A 16,006-nucleotide genomic window follows, 5' to 3' on the forward strand; every position below is an offset into this window, starting at 1 on the left:
ACTGACTTCATGTGGGGAATCGGTTTCATGTCATCCAGAACCAAACCAGCGCTACTGCTGCCCATCCTGCTCGCCATCGGTGGCTTGAGCACGGCGGCACAGGCCGAGACACTGTTCAACTTCGTACGCCCGCTGGACTCCGTCACCGTCACCACCCAGGACGCGGGCCTGCCCAGCGTGACCGCCGAGAACACGCCCGAGGGCGAAATCCTCCGCCGCCTCAATTTCAACCAGGCCGACAAGCCCAGCCTGCGCCTCGCGCCGCAGAACGGCACCTGGGACTGGAGCAAGGCCGGCGCCATGAGCCTGCGCCTGCAGAGCGCCATGGACTGGGCCCTGACCCTGGACGTGACCATCGAAAGCGCCGACGGCAAGACCGTGCGCACCCGCCTGGCCCTGCCGGCCGGCCCGGCGCAGACGCTGCTGGTGCCGCTCACCGCCACCTCGCCCCGCGCCCATGGCATGCGTGCCGCGCCGCCGCAACCCTGGAGCCGCGACGGCAAGCGCTACCTGCTGGCCACCGAGGTGGAAGGCGAACTAGACCTGACCAAGGTCAGCGCCGTGACCCTGTCCCTCGACCACCCCAATGCCGTGCAGAGCGTCCTCCTGGGCCGTTTCGGCACCGCCGAGCAAAGCCTGCAGGACGACTACTACAAGGGCCTGATCGACACCTACGGCCAGTACACCCGCGGCGACTGGCCGGAGAAGATCAAGAACGACGAGCAGCTCAAGAACGCTGCCCAGCAGGAGCAGAAGCAGCTCGACGACTGGCAGAAGAAGCTGCCCGAGCAGGACCCCTACGGCGGCTGGCTGGCCGGCCCGAGCTTCGAGGCCAAGGGCTTCTTCCGCACCGAGAAGCGCGACGACCGCTGGTACCTGGTGACCCCGGACGGCCATCCCTTCTATTCCCTCGGCGTCAACGCCGTCACCCCCGAACACAGCCAGACCTATGTCGAAGGCCGCGAGGCGATGTTCACCGCGCTGCCCAAGGACGGCGAGCCCCTGGTCGCCTGGTACGGCAATGGCGACAGCCGCCGCGACACCGGCTCCACCAAGGGCCGCAACTTCGACCACGGCCGCTGGTACGACTTCTACGGCGCCAACCTCGAACGCACCTACGGCAAGCAGGACAAGGCCCGCTGGGTCGACCACAGCATCGCGCGCCTGAAGGCCTGGGGCTTCAACACCGTCGGCAACTGGAGCGCGGGCGAGTTCAACACCAGCCAGCGCATGCCCTACACCATCCCGCTGTCGATCCATGGCGACTACGCCACCATCAGCACCGGTCTCGACTGGTGGGGCGGCATGCCCGATCCCTTCGACCCGCGCTTCGCCATGGCCGCCGAACGTGCCATCGCCATCGCCGCCCGCGACCACCGCGACGACCCCTGGCTGATCGGCTACTTCGCCGACAACGAGCTGGCCTGGGCCGGCCCCGGCGCCGATCCGAAATCCCGCTACGCCCTGGCCTACGGCACCCTGCGCCTGACCACCGACGTGCCGGCCAAGCGTGCCTTCCTCAAGCAGCTGCGTGACAAGTACCGCAACCAGCAGGGCCTGTCCCAGGCCTGGGGCATCGAGCTGCCGGCCTGGGAGCTGATGGAGGACCCGGGCTTCGAGGCGCCGCTGCCGAACCCCGAGCACCCGGCCATCGAGGAAGACCTCAAGCGCTTCCAGCGCTTCTTCGCCGACACCTACTTCAAGACCATCGCCGAGTCGATGAAGTGGCACGCGCCGAACCACCTGCTGCTGGGCGGCCGTTTCGCCGCGAGCGTGCCGGAGGCGGTGGAGTCCTGCGCCCAGTACTGCGATGTGCTGAGCTTCAACTTCTATACCCGCGAGCCGCAGCACGGTTACGACTTCGAGTACCTGCGCCAGCTGGACAAGCCGCTGATGGTCACCGAGTTCCACTTCGGCTCCCGCGATCGCGGCCCGTTCTGGGGCGGCGTCGCCGAGGTCTACAAGGAAGAGGAGCGTGGCCCGGCCTACGCCAACTTCCTCAAGAAGGCCCTGGAGGAGAAGCTGATCGTCGGCGCCCACTGGTTCCAGTACCTCGACCAGCCGGCCAGCGGCCGCTTGCTCGACGGCGAGAACGGCCACCTTGGCCTGGTGGGCATCACCGACCGTCCCTACGACGGCTTCATCAAGGCGGTGCGCAAGGCCAACCTGGAAGTCGCCGCCCAGCTGGCCAAACCCGCAGAAGCCAAGCCCGCCGAAGCCAAACCGGCCGACAAGCCGGCGGAGAAGGCAGCGGCCAAGCCCGAGCAGAAGCCTGCCGCAGCACCTGCCGCCAAGCCCGAAGCCAAGCCTGAGCCGAAACCCGAGCCGAAGCCTGAGGCCAAACCGCAAGCCAAGCCCGCTGCGGCCACGCCTGCCGAGCAGCCCGAGCAATCGGAGAAGCCCGTCGGCAAGCCCACCGACGAGGCCACGCCCAAGCCGGACCCGGCGCCCAAGGTCGAGACCGACCCGGCGCAGAAGCGGGATGCGCCTGATGCATCCTGATTCATTCGACTGACCGATGGACCCTGCGCCGAACTTCGGCGAGGTTCCCAAAAGACGGCGGCATTGGTAACAATGCCGCCGTCATTTTTTTCCGAGGAGAGTGCCGGTGCAGACCCAGGGTTACTTCGATTTGCGTTTCGAAGCGGTGCGCGACGCGTTCGCCGCCCTGTTCGACGACTCCCAGGAGCGCGGCGCCGCGCTCTGCGTCCAGGTGGGCGGCGAGACCGTGCTCGACCTCTGGGCCGGGGTGGCCGACAAGGACGGCCAGGAGGCCTGGCAGACCGACACCATCCTCAACCTGTTCTCCTGCACCAAGACCTTCACCGCCGTCACTGCGTTGCAGCTGGTGGGCGAGGGCAAGCTCGAGCTGGACGTCCCCGTGGCCCGCTACTGGCCCGAGTTCGCCGCCGCCGGCAAGGAGCGCATCACCCTGCGCCAGTTGCTCAGTCACCGCGCCGGCCTGCCGGCGATCCGTCAGCCGCTGCCGGCCGAAGCGCTCTACGACTGGCAGGCGATGACCGCCGCCCTGGCCGCCGAGGAACCCTGGTGGACGCCCGGCGAGGAACACGGCTACGCCCCCATCACCTACGGCTGGCTGGCCGGTGAGGCGATCCGCCTGGCCGATGGCCGTGGCCCGGGTGAATCCATCGCCGCGCGTATCGCCCGCCCCCTTGGGCTGGATTTCCACGTCGGCCTGGATGACGCCGAGTTCCACCGGGTGGCCCATATCGCCCGCGCCAAGGGCAACATGGGCGACGCCTCGGCCCAGCGCCTGCTCAAGTGCATGATGACCGAGCCCACGGCCCTCAGTACCCGCGCCTTCACCAACCCGCCGTCGATCATGACCAGCACCAACAAGCCGGAATGGCGGCGCATGCAGCAGCCGGCGGCCAACGGCCACGGCAATGCCCGCAGCCTGGCGGGTTTCTACGCCGGCCTGCTGGACGGCCAGTTGCTTGACTCCGCGCTGCTCGCCGAGCTCACCCGCGAGCACGCCATCGGCGACGACCGCACCCTGCTGACCCGCACCCGCTTCGGCCTGGGCTGCATGCTCGACCAGCCGGACGTGGCCAACGCCACCTACGGCATGGGCCGCCTGGCCTTCGGTCACCCCGGTGCCGGTGGCTCCATCGGTTTCGCCGATCCCGAGCGCGAGGTCGCCTTCGGTTTCGTCACCAACACCCTCGGCCCCTATGTGCTGATGGACCCGCGCGCCCAGCATCTGGCCCGCACCCTGGCGAGCTGCCTGTAGCGGAACCGCTCGTCAGTTGCACGGAATATCCCTTTGCGGATGAAGGGGTTGCGTCCAGAATTTCAGCCTGTACCTGAGATTGATGCGCCATCATGCGATGGCGTATCGCCTTCTCCTTTTACCTGTTACGGGGGCCCCGCGATGAAGCTGCTCAAGTCGTCCACCTTGATCCTCTGCATGACCGTTTCCGGTTGCAGCACCTTCAGCCACGACAAGCCGGCTGCGGAAGCCCACGCGCAGAACAGCGGCACCAGCCATTGGTGGTGGCCGTTCGGTGGCAGCGACGACAAGGTGGCCAAGGCCGAGGTGCCCAAGGTCGACCAGAAGCTCACCCAGGCCTGGCTGGACCAGTACGAGCCGCGCCTGCGCGAGGCGGTGAAGGACAGCAAGCTGGAAGTGGAGCGCCGCGACAACCTGCTGGTGGTCACCGCGCCGGTGGAAGGTTCCTTCAACCCTGATCGCCCCAGCATGCTGCTGCCCATCACCCTCGGCCCCTTCAGCCGTGTCGCCAAGCTGGTGGAAGGCGATCCGAAGACCGGTGTTCTGGTTCTCGGCCATGCCGACACCTCCGGCGAAGACGCCCTCAACCGCAAGCTCAGCCAGGAGCGCGCCCAGGCGGTGGCGGCGATCTTCCGCCTCAGTGGCCTGCAGCGCGACCGCCTGTCGCTCAAGGGTGTCGGCTCCGACATGCCCCGTGCCGCCAACGACAGCAAGGACGGCCGTGCCCTGAACCGCCGCGTGGAAATCCTCCTCACCCCGCAGGACACCCTGGTCGCCCTGCTGGCCCGCTACAACCAGCCGCCGAAGGTGGCCCAGCAAGTGGTTGCGGCAGATCAAGGCAAATGAGCCTTGCTTGGGTAAGCTAGGCCTTTCCTTTTGCAGGACGCCGAGATGACCCAGACCCTCGCCGACATGCGTCGCGACTACACCCGCGACGGCCTCAGCGAAGCCCAGGCTCCCCAGGAGCCTTTCGCCCTGTTCCAGCAATGGTTCGGTGACGCGGTGAAGACCGAGCAACTGCCGGTCGAACCCAACGCCATGACCCTGGCGACCGTCGACGCCGACGGCCGCCCGCACTGCCGGGTGCTCCTGCTCAAGGGGCTCGATGCGCGGGGCTTCACCTTCTTCAGCAACTACGACAGCGCCAAGGGCGAGCAGCTCGCGGCCCGCCCGTTCGCCGCCATGACCTTCTTCTGGCCCAGCCTGGAGCGCCAGGTGCGCATCGAAGGCCGGGTGGAGCGGGTCACCCCGGAAGAGTCCGATGCCTATTTCCAGGTGCGCCCGCTGGGCAGTCGCATCGGTGCGTGGGCTTCACCCCAGAGCCGGGTGATCGCCGACCGCGCCGAGCTGGAACAGCTGCTCGCCGAGACCGAGCGACGCTTCCTCAACCTGGCGCCCACCTGCCCGCCGCACTGGGGCGGCTACCGCCTGCTGCCGGAGCGCGTCGAGTTCTGGCAGGGCCGTCCGAGCCGCCTGCACGACCGCCTCAACTACCGCCTGGTCGATGGCCAGTGGATGTTCGAACGCCTCGCCCCCTGAGGCTTTCCTGAGCGGCATGCGCGCCCTGTAGACTGGCGGCTTCCCCTGGAGGCCGCCCATGCTCGAACTCGATTCCACCCTGGCGCAGCACATCGTCGACCGCGCCATGGCCATCCTTCCGTACAACATCAACGTCATGGATGCCCAGGGCATGATCATCGGCAGCGGCGACCCGCTGCGCGTGCATACCCGCCACGAGGGTGCCCAACTGGTGCTGGCCAACCGCCGTGTGGTGGAGATCGACGAGCAGGCTGCCGCCTGCCTGCGCGGTGTGCGTCCCGGGGTGAACCTGCCGCTGTTCCATGCCGAGCGGCTGATCGGCGTGCTCGGCATCACCGGCGAGCCGGATGCGGTGCGCCCCTATGCCGAACTGGTGCGCATGGCTGCCGAGATGCTGGTGGAGCAGCGTCAGCTGCAGGCCGAGCGGCACTGGCAGCGCCACCAGCTGGACGCCTGGCTGAACCAGCTCGCCGATTCGCAGACCGACCTGGTGCACCTGGCCGCCGAAGCCGAGCGCATTGGCCTGCAACTGCCTTGGAGGCAGCAGGTCTGCGTGCTGGAACTGGTGGAGGAGGGGGACCTGCAGGAGCGTCGGGCACGGGTGCTGGATGGCCTGGCCCGACAGGGGATGCTGTGTGCGGCGCTGTCGGCCCGCGAGCTGATCTGCTGCCGCCTCTTCAGTGCCGAGCGCGATGACGATACCTGGCTGGCCCAGGCCGACGAACGTGGCTGGGGCATCGCCCGCCTGTGCATCAGCGACCCCCAGGCCGGCATCGGTGACCTGCGCGAAGCCGCCCTGGCGACCCGGTCGCTGCATGCCTTCGCCCGTGCCTGCCGAGCGCAGCAGCGCATCTTCCACCTGGAGGAGCACCGCTTGTCGACGCTGCTGTTCAGCCAGCGCAGCAACTGGCTGCTACGGCGCTGGCTCGGCCCGCTGCAGGCGCTGGTCGATGCGGATGACGACGGCGTGCTGTGTCGCACCCTGCAGTGTTGGCGCGAGCACGATGGGCACGGCAATGCCTGTGCCCAGGCCCTCGGCATTCACCGCAACACCCTGCGCTACCGGCTGGAGCGCATCGCCGAACTGGTGGGGCTGGAGCGCCCGCGTCACGACCAGTTGCTGTTGCTCGGCCTGGGGCTGGACCTGCTGGGCTGGCCCAAGGTCGATTGTGCGAATGCACGGATGGGTGGCATCGAAGACGCTGTCCGTTAGGTCGTATGCATAAGGCTATTGCGCTCGGGATCGCGCAGAATCGGGCGGCTATCCGGCATCCATAACAACAACTAAGGAGTCCGCACATGGGCCTGGTCCTGATCCTGGCGGCGTTGATCGCCTTCATCGTGCTGTCCACCACCCGCTTCAAACTGCACCCCTTCCTCGCGCTGCTCGCCGCGGCCTTCATCGCCGGCTTCGCCTACCAGGTGCCCACCGGCGAGATCGTCAAGACCATCACCACCGGCTTCGGCAGCATCCTCGGCTACATCGGCATCGTCATCGTCCTGGGGACCGTCATCGGCGTGATCCTCGAGCGCAGCGGCGCGGCCATCACCATGGCCGAGACGGTTATCCGCCTACTGGGCGAACGCTTCCCCACCCTGACCATGTCGATCATCGGCTACCTGGTGTCCATCCCGGTGTTCTGCGACTCCGGTTTCGTCATCCTCAACTCGCTGAAGAACGCCCTGGCGGCGCGCATGCGCGTCTCCACCGTGGCCATGAGCGTGGCCTTGGCCACCGGCCTCTATGCCACCCACACCTTCGTGCCGCCCACCCCCGGCCCCATCGCCGCCGCCGGCAACCTGGGCCTGGATGCCAGCCTCGGGCTGGTGATCGCCGTCGGGTTGGTGGTGGCACTGGCCACCGCCCTGGCCGGCATGTGGTGGGCCAACCGCTTCATCGGCCGTGAGGTGGAGTTGGAGGACGACCCGCTGTCGCAATCGGCGGACCAGGACTTCGCCGCCCTGCGTGCCGGCTACGGCAAGCTGCCCAGTGCCTTCCAGGCCTTCGCGCCGATCTTCGTGCCCATCCTGTTGATCTGCCTGGGCTCCATCGCCGCCTTCCCCGCCAAGCCCTTCGGCAGCGGCACTTTCTTCGGCCTGCTGAGCTTCCTCGGCCAGCCGGTAGTGGCCCTGCTCGTGGGTGTCGCCCTGGCCTGCACGCTGCTCAAGAGCGACGACAAGCGCAAGGAATTCCATGATCGTGTGGTGGAGGGCATCGTCTCCGCTGCGCCCATCCTGCTGATCACCGGTGCCGGCGGCGCGTTCGGTGCCATGCTCAAGGTCACCCCCCTGGGCGACTACCTGGGCAGCACCCTCTCGGCGTTGGGCATCGGCCTGTTCATGCCTTTCGTGGTCGCCGCCGCATTGAAGACCGCACAAGGCTCGACCACCGTGGCGCTGGTCACCACTTCCGCCTTGGTGGCGCCGCTGCTCGGCCAGCTGGGCCTGGACAGCGAGATGGGCCGTGTGCTCACCGTGATGGCCATCGGCGCCGGCGCCATGACCGTGTCCCATGCCAACGACAGCTTCTTCTGGGTGGTCACCCAGTTCAGCCGTATGCCGGTGTCCCTGGCCTACCGTGCGCAGACCCTGGCGACCCTGGTACAGGGTATCGTCGGCATGCTCGTCACCTGGCTGCTCAGCCTGATCCTGCTCTGACCGCAGTACCGCCCGGAGCTCCGTGCTCCGGGCACATCCCGAGGTAACCCGATGAAGATTGTGATTGCTCCCGATTCCTTCAAGGAAAGCCTGAGCGCGCCCGAAGTGGCTGCCGCCATCGGGCGCGGCTGGTCGTCGGTATTCCCGGCGGCCCAAGTGCTGCTGCGGCCCATGGCCGATGGCGGCGAGGGCACGGTGGATGCCGTGCTCGCGGCCAGTGGTGGCGAGCGGCGTATGGCGACCGTGCGCGGGCCGCTGGGGGATGAGGTCAAGGCGCACTGGGGCTGGCTGGGGGAGGGCAGCGCCATCATCGAAATGGCTGCCGCCAGCGGGCTGCATCTGGTGCCCGCCAGCGAGCGGGACGCTACCCGCACCAGCAGCTTCGGCACCGGTGAGCTGATCCGCCAGGCCCTGGACGCCGGCGTCACGCGCATCATCCTCGGCCTCGGTGGCAGCGCCACCAACGATGGTGGGGCCGGCCTCATGCAGGCCCTGGGGCTGCGCCTGCTGGATGCCGACGGGCGCGAATTGCCACCCGGTGGTGCCGCGCTGGCCGACCTGGCACGGATCGATCGCAGCGGCCTCGATTCACGTCTCGCCCATGTGCAGTTCGAAGTCGCGGCGGATGTGGATAACCCGCTCTGCGGTCCCCGGGGCGCCTCCCACGTCTTCGGCCCGCAGAAGGGCGCGAGCCCGGCACAGGTCGAGCAGCTGGATGCGGCGCTGCAACGTTATGCACAGGTGGTCGCCCAGGAACTGGGGCAGGACCACAGCCAGCAACCCGGCGTCGGTGCGGCCGGTGGGCTGGGCTTCGCTGCCCGGGCCTTCCTCGGGGCGTGTTTCCGTCCGGGGATCGAGCTGGTCGCTGAACTGGCCGGGTTCGCCGAGGCGGTGCAGGGCGCCGACCTGGTGATCACCGGAGAAGGGCGTCTCGACTCCCAGAGCCTGCATGGCAAGACGCCGGTGGGCGTGGCGCGTGTCGCACGGGCCGCCGGCGTGCCGGTCATCGCCCTGGCGGGCAGCCTGGGGGAGGGTTACCAGCGCCTGCGCGAGGCGGGTATCGAGGCGGCCTTCAGCCTGGTGCCCGGGCCGATGACGCTGGAGCGGGCGATGGCCGTGGCCGGCGATGAACTGGAGGCGCGTGCCGCCGATATCGCCCGGCTCTGGGCCTTGGCGGGGCGGGCTCAGGCCCCGGGGTAGCGTTGGGCGGCGCGCTCCAGCCAGGCCGGCAGGTCCTTGCGCTTGACCTTCTCGCGGCGGGCGGCCTGCAGCTGTTCGAGCATGTAGTCGCGGCGAGCGGCGTCCGCGCCGGCGAGGGACAGCGCCAGGTCACGGTCCATCCAGCGCTTGATGCGCACGTAAATCCACCAGTGGAAATACAGCCCCGCTGCGGTGGTGGTGACGATGATGAAGTAATCCATGAACTACCCTTGCTCTGGCGGCACCCGGGCGCCTTGGCGTTGTCCGAGTGGTGAGTCTGTATGGAAACTGAACGGGTCGGCAGTTTGTTCAGGCGCCGGGTGACAGTTTCCGCCGCTGCGGAGTCTAATGGACGAGCATCCAATCTGGAGGAAATGCTATGCGTAAATCCGTTCTGCTAGTCGCTTCGTTCTCTGCGGTAGCGATGCTTCTGGGCGGCTGTCAGTCGAGCCTGACCGGAGACACCTATTCGCGCGACGAAGCACGCCAGGTGCAGACCGTGCGCATGGGCACCATCGAATCGCTGCGTCCGGTGAAGATCGAAGGCACCAAGACCCCGATCGGCGCAGGCGCCGGTGCGGTCGTCGGCGGTGTCGGCGGCAGCGCCATCGGTGGCGGGCGTGGCAGTGTGGTAGCGGCTGTGATCGGTGCGGTTGCCGGTGGCCTGCTGGGCGCTGCGACCGAAGAAGGCCTGACCCGTACCCAGGGCGTCGAGATCACCGTTCGCGAAGACGACGGCTCCATGCGCGCCTATGTGCAGGAAGTGCAGGAAAACGAGATTTTCCGTGTAGGCGAGCGCGTTCGCATCATGACCGTCAACGGTACCAGCCGCGTTTCCCACTGATTCCGGTTCGCCTGCAGGAGCGAGTCGGCCCCCGTTTCGTCTCCCGTCTGCATCGCTGCCTTCCCAACGCGGCTGCCCCTCATGGGGTAGCCGTCGTCGTTTCAGGGAGACGGGTTTCGCTAGTTTTTTGAAATAATTCAATGCATGTCCGGCAATCGATAGTTATGGATAATCGTCGAGTTTTCGCCTTGCCGGACTTCAGCGCTGGACGGGGCCTAGTTTGGGAGGGTCATCGATGTTTCTGGCGCTGATTGTCGCGCTGCCTTTTATGGGCGCTCTGTTGCCTTTGCTCGCCGAACGCCTGGGACGTAACCAGGCGTCGCTGGCGGCTGCCTTCGCGCCGCTGGCCGGGCTGATCCTGCTGCTGATGCAGGCCCCCTCCGTGCTGGGTGGGGAAACCCTGAAGCTGATGCTGCCCTGGTTGCCGGGGCTGGGCCTGAACTTCAGCCTGCGCCTGGATGGCCTGGGTTTTCTCTTCGCGTTGCTGATCCTCGGCATCGGCCTGCTGGTCATCCTCTACGCCCGCTACTACCTGTCCGAGCGCGAACCCATCGGCCGCTTCTTCGCCTTCCTGCAACTGTTCATGGGCGCCATGCTCGGCGTGGTGCTCTCCGAGAACCTGCTGCTGATGCTGGTGTTCTGGGAGGTCACCAGCCTCTCGTCCTTCCTGCTGATCGGTTTCTGGGGCCATCGTTCGGATGCCCGCAAGGGCGCGCGCATGGCGTTGACGGTGACCGGTGCCGGCGGCCTGGCGCTGCTGGCGGGCATCCTCCTGCTGGGGCATGTGGCCGGCAGCTTCGAGCTGACCGACGTGCTGTCGGCGGGTGACCACATCCGTGCCCACGCGCTCTATCCGGTGCTGCTGTGCCTGGTGCTGCTGGGCGCGCTGACCAAGTCCGCGCAGTTCCCCTTCCATTTCTGGCTGCCCCACGCGATGGCGGCGCCGACGCCGGTGTCCGCCTACCTGCACTCGGCGACCATGGTCAAGGCCGGGGTCTTCCTCCTGGCGCGCCTCTACCCGGCCCTGGCCGGCACCGACTGGTGGTTCTACCTGGTGAGCCTGAGCGGGCTGTCGACCCTGCTGCTGGGCGCGACCCTGGCGCTGTTCCAGCACGACCTCAAGGGCCTGCTGGCCTACTCGACCATCAGCCACCTGGGCCTGATCACCCTGCTGTTCGGCCTGGACTCGCCCATGTCCAACGTCGCGGCGGTGTTCCACATCATCAACCACGCCACTTTCAAAGCCTCGCTGTTCATGGCGGCGGGGATCATCGACCACGAGACCGGCAGCCGCGACATGCGCCTGATCAACGGCATGTGGCGCTACCTGCCGCACACCGCCGTGCTGGCAATGGTGGCGTCCCTGGCGATGGCCGGGGTGCCGCTGCTCAACGGCTTCCTCAGCAAGGAGATGTTCTTCGGCGAGGCCCTTAGCCAGAACATGGCAGGCGGGCTGCACTGGCTGCTGCCGCTGGGGGCGACCCTGGCGGGCGTGTTCTCGGTGGCCTATTCACTGCGCTTCGTGCATGACGTGTTCTTCAATGGCGAGCCCAAGCCGTTGCCGAAGTTCCCGCCCCACGAGCCGCCGCGCTACATGAAGGTGCCGGTGGAAATCCTCGTGGCACTCTGCGTACTGGTGGGCATGGCGCCCAACTTCACCGTGGCGCCGCTGCTGGCGGTGGCCGCCAGCGCCAGCCTGGGTGGCGAGCTGCCCGAGTACAGCCTGGCGATCTGGCACGGCTTCAACCTGCCGCTGGCGATGAGCTGCATCGCCCTGGTCGGCGGTGTGCTCCTCTATATCGGGCGCAAGCCGCTGTTCCGCTGGTACGCCGGCTTGCCGGATGCCGATGCCAAGCTGGTGTTCGAGGGGGTTATGCAGCGCCTGGTGCGGGGCGCCACCCGCCTGACCGCCAGCCTGGAGAACGGCTCGCAACAGCGCTACCTGGCTCTGCTGCTGCTCGCGGCAGTGGTGGTGGTGGCCGTGTCGCTCTGGCCCCTGGCGCAGTTGACCGGCTCGCGCCCGGCGATACCGCTCGATGGCGCCAGCGTGGTGGGCATGCTGGTGCTGTCGGTGGCGGGCGTGCTCACCGCCGTGTTCCATCGCCAGCGCCTGGTGGCCCTGCTGATTCTCGGCGTCGGCGGCCTGCTGGTGGCCCTGGCCTTCGCTCGCTTCTCCGCCCCCGACCTGGCGCTGACCCAGCTCTCGGTGGAAGTGGTGACCATGGTCCTGCTGATGCTGGCCATGTATTACCTGCCTTCGCGCACGCCGAACGAAAGCACCCTGGGCCGGCGTACCCGCGACCTGCTGCTGGCTATAGGCGGCGGCGGTGTGGTGGGGCTGCTGACCTACGGGGTGCTGACTCGGCCCTACCAGACCATCGCCGACTTCTTCCTGGAGAACGCGGTGAGCGGTGGCGGCGGCCACAACGCGGTGAACGTGATACTGGTGGACTTCCGCGGCTTCGACACCCTGGGCGAGATCACCGTACTGGCCATCGCCGCAGTGGGCGTGCATGCGTTGCTGTCCGGCCTGCGCCTGACCAACCCCACCTGCGATCCCCAGGGCCGCAACTGGGCGCGCTCCAGCCGGCCGCTGATCCTCGAGACCCTGTCGCGCCTGCTGCTGCCTCTGGCGCTGCTGGTGTCCGCCTTCATTTTCCTGCGTGGGCACAACCTGCCTGGCGGTGGCTTCATCGCCGGGCTGATCACCGCCTCCGCGCTGATCCTGCAGTACATCGCCACCGGTTCGGCTTGGGTCGAGCAGCGCCGGCCGCTGCGCTACCAGCGCCTGGCCGGTGCCGGGGTGATGATCGCCGGTCTCACCGGGCTGGGCAGCCTGGTGTTCGGCGCCCCCTTCCTGACCTCGGCCTTCGATCACTTCCACCTGCCGCTGGTGGGCGAGATCGAGCTGGCCACCGCGCTGTTCTTCGACCTGGGCGTATACCTGGCCGTGGTCGGGGCCGTGATGCTGATGCTGGCCGGCCTCGGCAAGCTCAGCCTGCACCCGCCAATCACCGAGGAGATCCACTGATGGAGGCCCTGTTCGCCGTCACCCTTGGCCTGCTCACCGCCAGCGGCATCTACCTGCTGCTGCGGGCGCGCACCTTCCCCGTGGTACTGGGGCTGACCCTGCTGTCCTATGCCGTCAACCTGTTCCTCTTCGCCATGGGCCGCCTGGCCGGCGACGCGGCGGTGATCGGCAGCGGCGGCCAGTACGCCGACCCGCTGCCCCAGGCGCTGGTGCTCACCGCCATCGTCATCGGCTTCGCCATGACCGCCTTCGTGGTGACCCTGGCGCTGCGCGGCGTGGGCGAGCTGGGCAATGACCACGTGGATGGCCGCGCGGACGGGGAGGGGCGATGAGTCACCTGTCCATCCTGCCGATCCTGATTCCGATGCTCGCCGGGGCATTGCTGCTGATGTTGCCCTCCCTGGAGCGGCTCAAGCGCAGCATATCGGTGCTCGCCACCCTGGCCCTGGTGCCCCTGGCGCTGGTGCTGATGGCCCGCGCCGACGACGGCCAACTGCAGGTCTATGCCCTGGGGGGCTGGCAGCCGCCGTTCGGCATCGTCCTGCTGCTGGACCGCTTCGCCGCGCTGATGCTGCTGGCCACCGCCGTGCTCGGCAGCGCCGTGGTGCTCTATGCCATTCGTGGCGACGACCGCCGTGGCCTGCGCTTCCATGCGTTGCTGCAGTTCCAGCTGCTGGGCATCAACGGCGCCTTCCTGACGGGTGACCTGTTCAACCTTTTCGTGTTCTTCGAGGTCATGCTGATCGCCTCCTACGCGCTGCTGTTCCACGGCGGCGGTGCGGAGCGGGTGCGTGCCGGGTTGCACTACGTGGTGCTCAACCTGGTGGGCTCGGCGTTCTTCCTGATCGCCGTCGGCGTGCTCTATGGCATCACCGGCACCCTGAACATGAGCGACCTGGCCAACAAGGTGGCCCTGGCCGATGCCGACAGCGCGCCGCTGCTGGCCGCCGCCGGGCTGCTCCTGCTGGTGGTGTTCGCCCTCAAGGCGGCATTGCTGCCGCTGCACTTCTGGCTGCCACGCGCCTACTCGGCTGCCAGTGCGCCGGTGGCGGCGCTGTTCGCGATCATGACCAAGGTCGGCGTCTACTCCATCGTCCGCGTCTACCTGCTGGTGTTCGGCGCCGGTGCCGGGCAGCTGGCCGATCTCGCCCTCGACTGGCTCTGGCCCCTGGCCCTGGCCACCATGGCGCTGGCCGCCATCGGTGCCCTGGCCGCCGACCGCCTGCAGGGGTTGGTGGCCTACCTGGTGCTGCTCTCCGCCGGCACCCTGCTGGCCGCCGTGGCCCTGGGGACCCCCGAGTCCCTTGCCGCCGCGCTGTTCTACCTGCTGCACAGCACCTGGGTGGCCGGCGGGATGTTCCTGCTCGCCGACCTGATCGCCCGCCAGCGCGGCGACAAGGCCGGCCTGCTGGTGCAGGGCCCAGCGCTGATGACCCCGCACCTGCTGGGCGGCGCCTTCTTCTTCGCTGCCATCGCCGTGGCTGGCCTGCCGCCCCTGTCCGGTTTCATCGGCAAGGTGCTGCTGCTCAAGGCGGTGGCGCCGGGCATGCAGGCGGCGCTGCTGTGGTCGGCGCTGCTGGGCGGCAGCCTGCTCGGCCTCATCGCCCTCAGCCGTGCCGGCAGCACGCTGTTCTGGCGGGTCGGCAACGACAGGCTCGGCAGCGCCGAACTGGACCGTGGCCGCCTTCTGGCGACCTTGGCCCTGCTGGCCACCGCCGTGGCGCTGGTGGTCTTCGCCGCGCCGCTGCTGGAGTACGTCCAGGCTACCGCCGCGCAGCTGCATGACGTCGGCCTCTATCGCCAGGTTAGCCTGCAAGGAGTGGCGCCATGATCCGCCGCCTGCTGCCCCATCCGACCATGAGCCTGCTGCTGTTGCTGGTGTGGCTGCTGTTGTCGAACTCCATCGCCTTCGGCCACTGGCTGCTCGGCGGCCTGCTCGGGGTGGCCATCCCGCTGCTGTGCAACCCGCTGATGATCGACCGCCCCCGGGAGTGGCACCCGACCCGTCTGGGGCGTTTCGTGCTGCTGGTGATGTGGGACATCCTGGTGGCCAACTTCCAGGTCGCGCGCCAGACCCTCGGCCCGCTGCAGCGGCTGCGCCCGGCCTTCGTCGAGGTGCCCATCGACCTGGACGACGAGATGGCCATCAGCATCCTGGTGTGCGTGGTTTCGCTGACCCCGGGCTCGGTCTCCGCCGACCTCTCGGCCGACCGCCGGACCTTGCTCGTGCACGCCCTGGACGTACCGGACGACGCCGCGCTGATCGCCGAGATCAAGTCGCGCTACGAGGCGCCCCTGAAGGAGGTCTTCCCATGCTCGCCTACGTGATCCCGCTGTGCCTCGTGCTGCTGGTCATCGCCCTGCTGCTGACCCTGGCGCGCCTGGTGCGCGGCCCCTGCCTGCCCGACCGGGTACTGGCCCTGGACACCCTCTACGTCAACGCCATCGCCCTGCTCATGCTGCTGGGCATCTGGCAGGGCACCAACCTCTACTTCGAAGTGGCGCTGCTGATCGCCGTGCTCGGCTTCGTCGGCACCGTGGCGGTGGCCAAGTACATGCTGCGAGGAGACATCATCGAATGAACGCCGAGCCCCTGGCCCTGTGGGTCGAGATCCTCATCTCGCTGTTCCTCCTGCTCGGCGCGGCCTTCGTGCTGATCGGCGCCATCGGCCTGTTCCGCCTGCCGGATTTCTTCATGCGCCTGCACGGGCCGACCAAGGCCACCACCCTGGGTGTCGGCAGCCTGGTGGTGGCCTCGCTGATCTACTTCTCGGCTACCCGCGAGGGGCTCAGCGTGCATGAGCTGCTGATCAGCCTGTTCCTCTTCATCAGCGCCCCGGTCAGCGCCTACATGCTGGCCAAGGCGGCGGTGCTGCAGCAGCTGCCGCTGACCCGCAAGACCCGCGGCAAACCCTGGGAGCAGTAACAGTTTCATCGCCCCGCTGTGCCTGTCGCGGCGCCGTCCTGGCGCCTAGACTTG

The 16,006-nt window shown here is 68.1% G+C and carries 13 protein-coding genes and 2 pseudogenes; 14 read left to right on the top strand and 1 reads right to left on the bottom strand.

The window, feature by feature from the left end; all coding sequences use genetic code 11:
* Positions 1-27: 27 nt before the first annotated feature.
* From PI990_RS08085 to PI990_RS08115, 7 genes and pseudogenes are all read left to right on the top strand, one after another.
* A pseudogene (locus PI990_RS08085) lies at positions 28-2,298 on the top strand (beta-agarase); the annotation flags it as partial.
* A gap of 310 nt (positions 2,299-2,608) precedes the next feature.
* On the top strand, positions 2,609-3,754 hold the full coding sequence (locus PI990_RS08090) for an EstA family serine hydrolase (RefSeq protein ID WP_043242796.1): 1,146 nt from the start codon (positions 2,609-2,611) through the stop codon (positions 3,752-3,754).
* Between the two features lie 141 nt (positions 3,755-3,895).
* Positions 3,896-4,597: pseudogene (locus PI990_RS08095) on the top strand (OmpA family protein); the annotation flags it as partial.
* A gap of 48 nt (positions 4,598-4,645) precedes the next feature.
* On the top strand, positions 4,646-5,293 hold the full coding sequence (gene pdxH, locus PI990_RS08100; RefSeq protein WP_184491446.1) for a pyridoxamine 5'-phosphate oxidase: 648 nt from the start codon (positions 4,646-4,648) through the stop codon (positions 5,291-5,293).
* A 58-nt stretch (positions 5,294-5,351) separates the two neighbouring features.
* Entirely contained in the window at positions 5,352-6,506 is a 1,155-nt protein-coding gene (locus PI990_RS08105; RefSeq protein ID WP_271660322.1) for a sugar diacid recognition domain-containing protein, read from the top strand.
* Between the two features lie 86 nt (positions 6,507-6,592).
* Positions 6,593-7,951, top strand: coding sequence for a GntP family permease (locus PI990_RS08110; protein ID WP_021219219.1), 1,359 nt, complete (start codon positions 6,593-6,595; stop codon positions 7,949-7,951).
* 51 nt (positions 7,952-8,002) lie between these two features.
* Entirely contained in the window at positions 8,003-9,151 is a 1,149-nt protein-coding gene (locus tag PI990_RS08115) for a glycerate kinase (protein ID WP_271660323.1), read from the top strand.
* Here the strand turns inward: PI990_RS08115 and PI990_RS08120 are convergent.
* Positions 9,136-9,372 carry a hypothetical protein gene (locus PI990_RS08120; protein ID WP_043242791.1) on the bottom strand — a complete coding sequence of 79 codons (237 nt, stop codon included), beginning with the start codon at positions 9,370-9,372 and terminating at the stop codon, positions 9,136-9,138. The genes PI990_RS08115 and PI990_RS08120 overlap by 16 nt on opposite strands.
* Before the next feature lie 158 nt (positions 9,373-9,530).
* Between PI990_RS08120 and PI990_RS08125 the strand changes: the two genes are divergently transcribed.
* The 7 genes from PI990_RS08125 (at position 9,531) to PI990_RS08155 (ending at position 15,952) form a co-directional block, all read left to right on the top strand.
* Positions 9,531-9,995, top strand: coding sequence for a glycine zipper 2TM domain-containing protein (locus tag PI990_RS08125; RefSeq protein WP_031287607.1), 465 nt, complete (start codon positions 9,531-9,533; stop codon positions 9,993-9,995).
* A gap of 235 nt (positions 9,996-10,230) precedes the next feature.
* Positions 10,231-13,026: a monovalent cation/H+ antiporter subunit A gene (locus PI990_RS08130; protein ID WP_271660324.1), complete on the top strand. Its 2,796-nt coding sequence runs from the start codon at positions 10,231-10,233 to the stop codon at positions 13,024-13,026.
* Complete coding sequence (locus PI990_RS08135; RefSeq protein ID WP_021219224.1) at positions 13,026-13,358, top strand: Na+/H+ antiporter subunit C; 333 nt, start codon at positions 13,026-13,028, stop codon at positions 13,356-13,358. The genes PI990_RS08130 and PI990_RS08135 overlap by 1 nt, the downstream gene beginning before the upstream one ends.
* On the top strand, positions 13,355-14,857 hold the full coding sequence (locus tag PI990_RS08140; RefSeq protein ID WP_271660325.1) for a monovalent cation/H+ antiporter subunit D: 1,503 nt from the start codon (positions 13,355-13,357) through the stop codon (positions 14,855-14,857). The genes PI990_RS08135 and PI990_RS08140 overlap by 4 nt, the downstream gene beginning before the upstream one ends.
* Entirely contained in the window at positions 14,854-15,354 is a 501-nt protein-coding gene (locus PI990_RS08145; protein WP_271660326.1) for a Na+/H+ antiporter subunit E, read from the top strand. The genes PI990_RS08140 and PI990_RS08145 overlap by 4 nt, the downstream gene beginning before the upstream one ends.
* Complete coding sequence (locus PI990_RS08150; protein ID WP_021219227.1) at positions 15,339-15,608, top strand: K+/H+ antiporter subunit F; 270 nt, start codon at positions 15,339-15,341, stop codon at positions 15,606-15,608. The genes PI990_RS08145 and PI990_RS08150 overlap by 16 nt, the downstream gene beginning before the upstream one ends.
* Positions 15,605-15,952: a Na+/H+ antiporter subunit G gene (locus tag PI990_RS08155; protein WP_184491429.1), complete on the top strand. Its 348-nt coding sequence runs from the start codon at positions 15,605-15,607 to the stop codon at positions 15,950-15,952. The genes PI990_RS08150 and PI990_RS08155 overlap by 4 nt, the downstream gene beginning before the upstream one ends.
* The last annotated feature ends 54 nt before the right edge of the window (positions 15,953-16,006 follow it).

This window comes from Pseudomonas sp. TUM22785 (genome assembly GCF_028198105.1).
GTDB classification, from domain to species: domain Bacteria; phylum Pseudomonadota; class Gammaproteobacteria; order Pseudomonadales; family Pseudomonadaceae; genus Metapseudomonas; species Metapseudomonas solani.

What these genes read in the sequence shown, in the direction of transcription:
- PI990_RS08145 (WP_271660326.1), top strand. Translation starts at nt 14,854, where the DNA reads ATGATCCGCCGCCTGCTGCCCCATCCGACCATGAGCCTGCTGCTGTTG.
- pdxH (WP_184491446.1), top strand. Translation starts at nt 4,646, where the DNA reads ATGACCCAGACCCTCGCCGACATGCGTCGCGACTACACCCGCGACGGC.
- PI990_RS08115 (WP_271660323.1), top strand. Translation starts at nt 8,003, where the DNA reads ATGAAGATTGTGATTGCTCCCGATTCCTTCAAGGAAAGCCTGAGCGCG.
- PI990_RS08150 (WP_021219227.1), top strand. Translation starts at nt 15,339, where the DNA reads ATGCTCGCCTACGTGATCCCGCTGTGCCTCGTGCTGCTGGTCATCGCC.
- PI990_RS08130 (WP_271660324.1), top strand. Translation starts at nt 10,231, where the DNA reads ATGTTTCTGGCGCTGATTGTCGCGCTGCCTTTTATGGGCGCTCTGTTG.
- PI990_RS08155 (WP_184491429.1), top strand. Translation starts at nt 15,605, where the DNA reads ATGAACGCCGAGCCCCTGGCCCTGTGGGTCGAGATCCTCATCTCGCTG.
- PI990_RS08135 (WP_021219224.1), top strand. Translation starts at nt 13,026, where the DNA reads ATGGAGGCCCTGTTCGCCGTCACCCTTGGCCTGCTCACCGCCAGCGGC.
- PI990_RS08105 (WP_271660322.1), top strand. Translation starts at nt 5,352, where the DNA reads ATGCTCGAACTCGATTCCACCCTGGCGCAGCACATCGTCGACCGCGCC.
- PI990_RS08110 (WP_021219219.1), top strand. Translation starts at nt 6,593, where the DNA reads ATGGGCCTGGTCCTGATCCTGGCGGCGTTGATCGCCTTCATCGTGCTG.
- PI990_RS08120 (WP_043242791.1), bottom strand. Translation starts at nt 9,372, where the DNA reads ATGGATTACTTCATCATCGTCACCACCACCGCAGCGGGGCTGTATTTC.
- PI990_RS08140 (WP_271660325.1), top strand. Translation starts at nt 13,355, where the DNA reads ATGAGTCACCTGTCCATCCTGCCGATCCTGATTCCGATGCTCGCCGGG.
- PI990_RS08125 (WP_031287607.1), top strand. Translation starts at nt 9,531, where the DNA reads ATGCGTAAATCCGTTCTGCTAGTCGCTTCGTTCTCTGCGGTAGCGATG.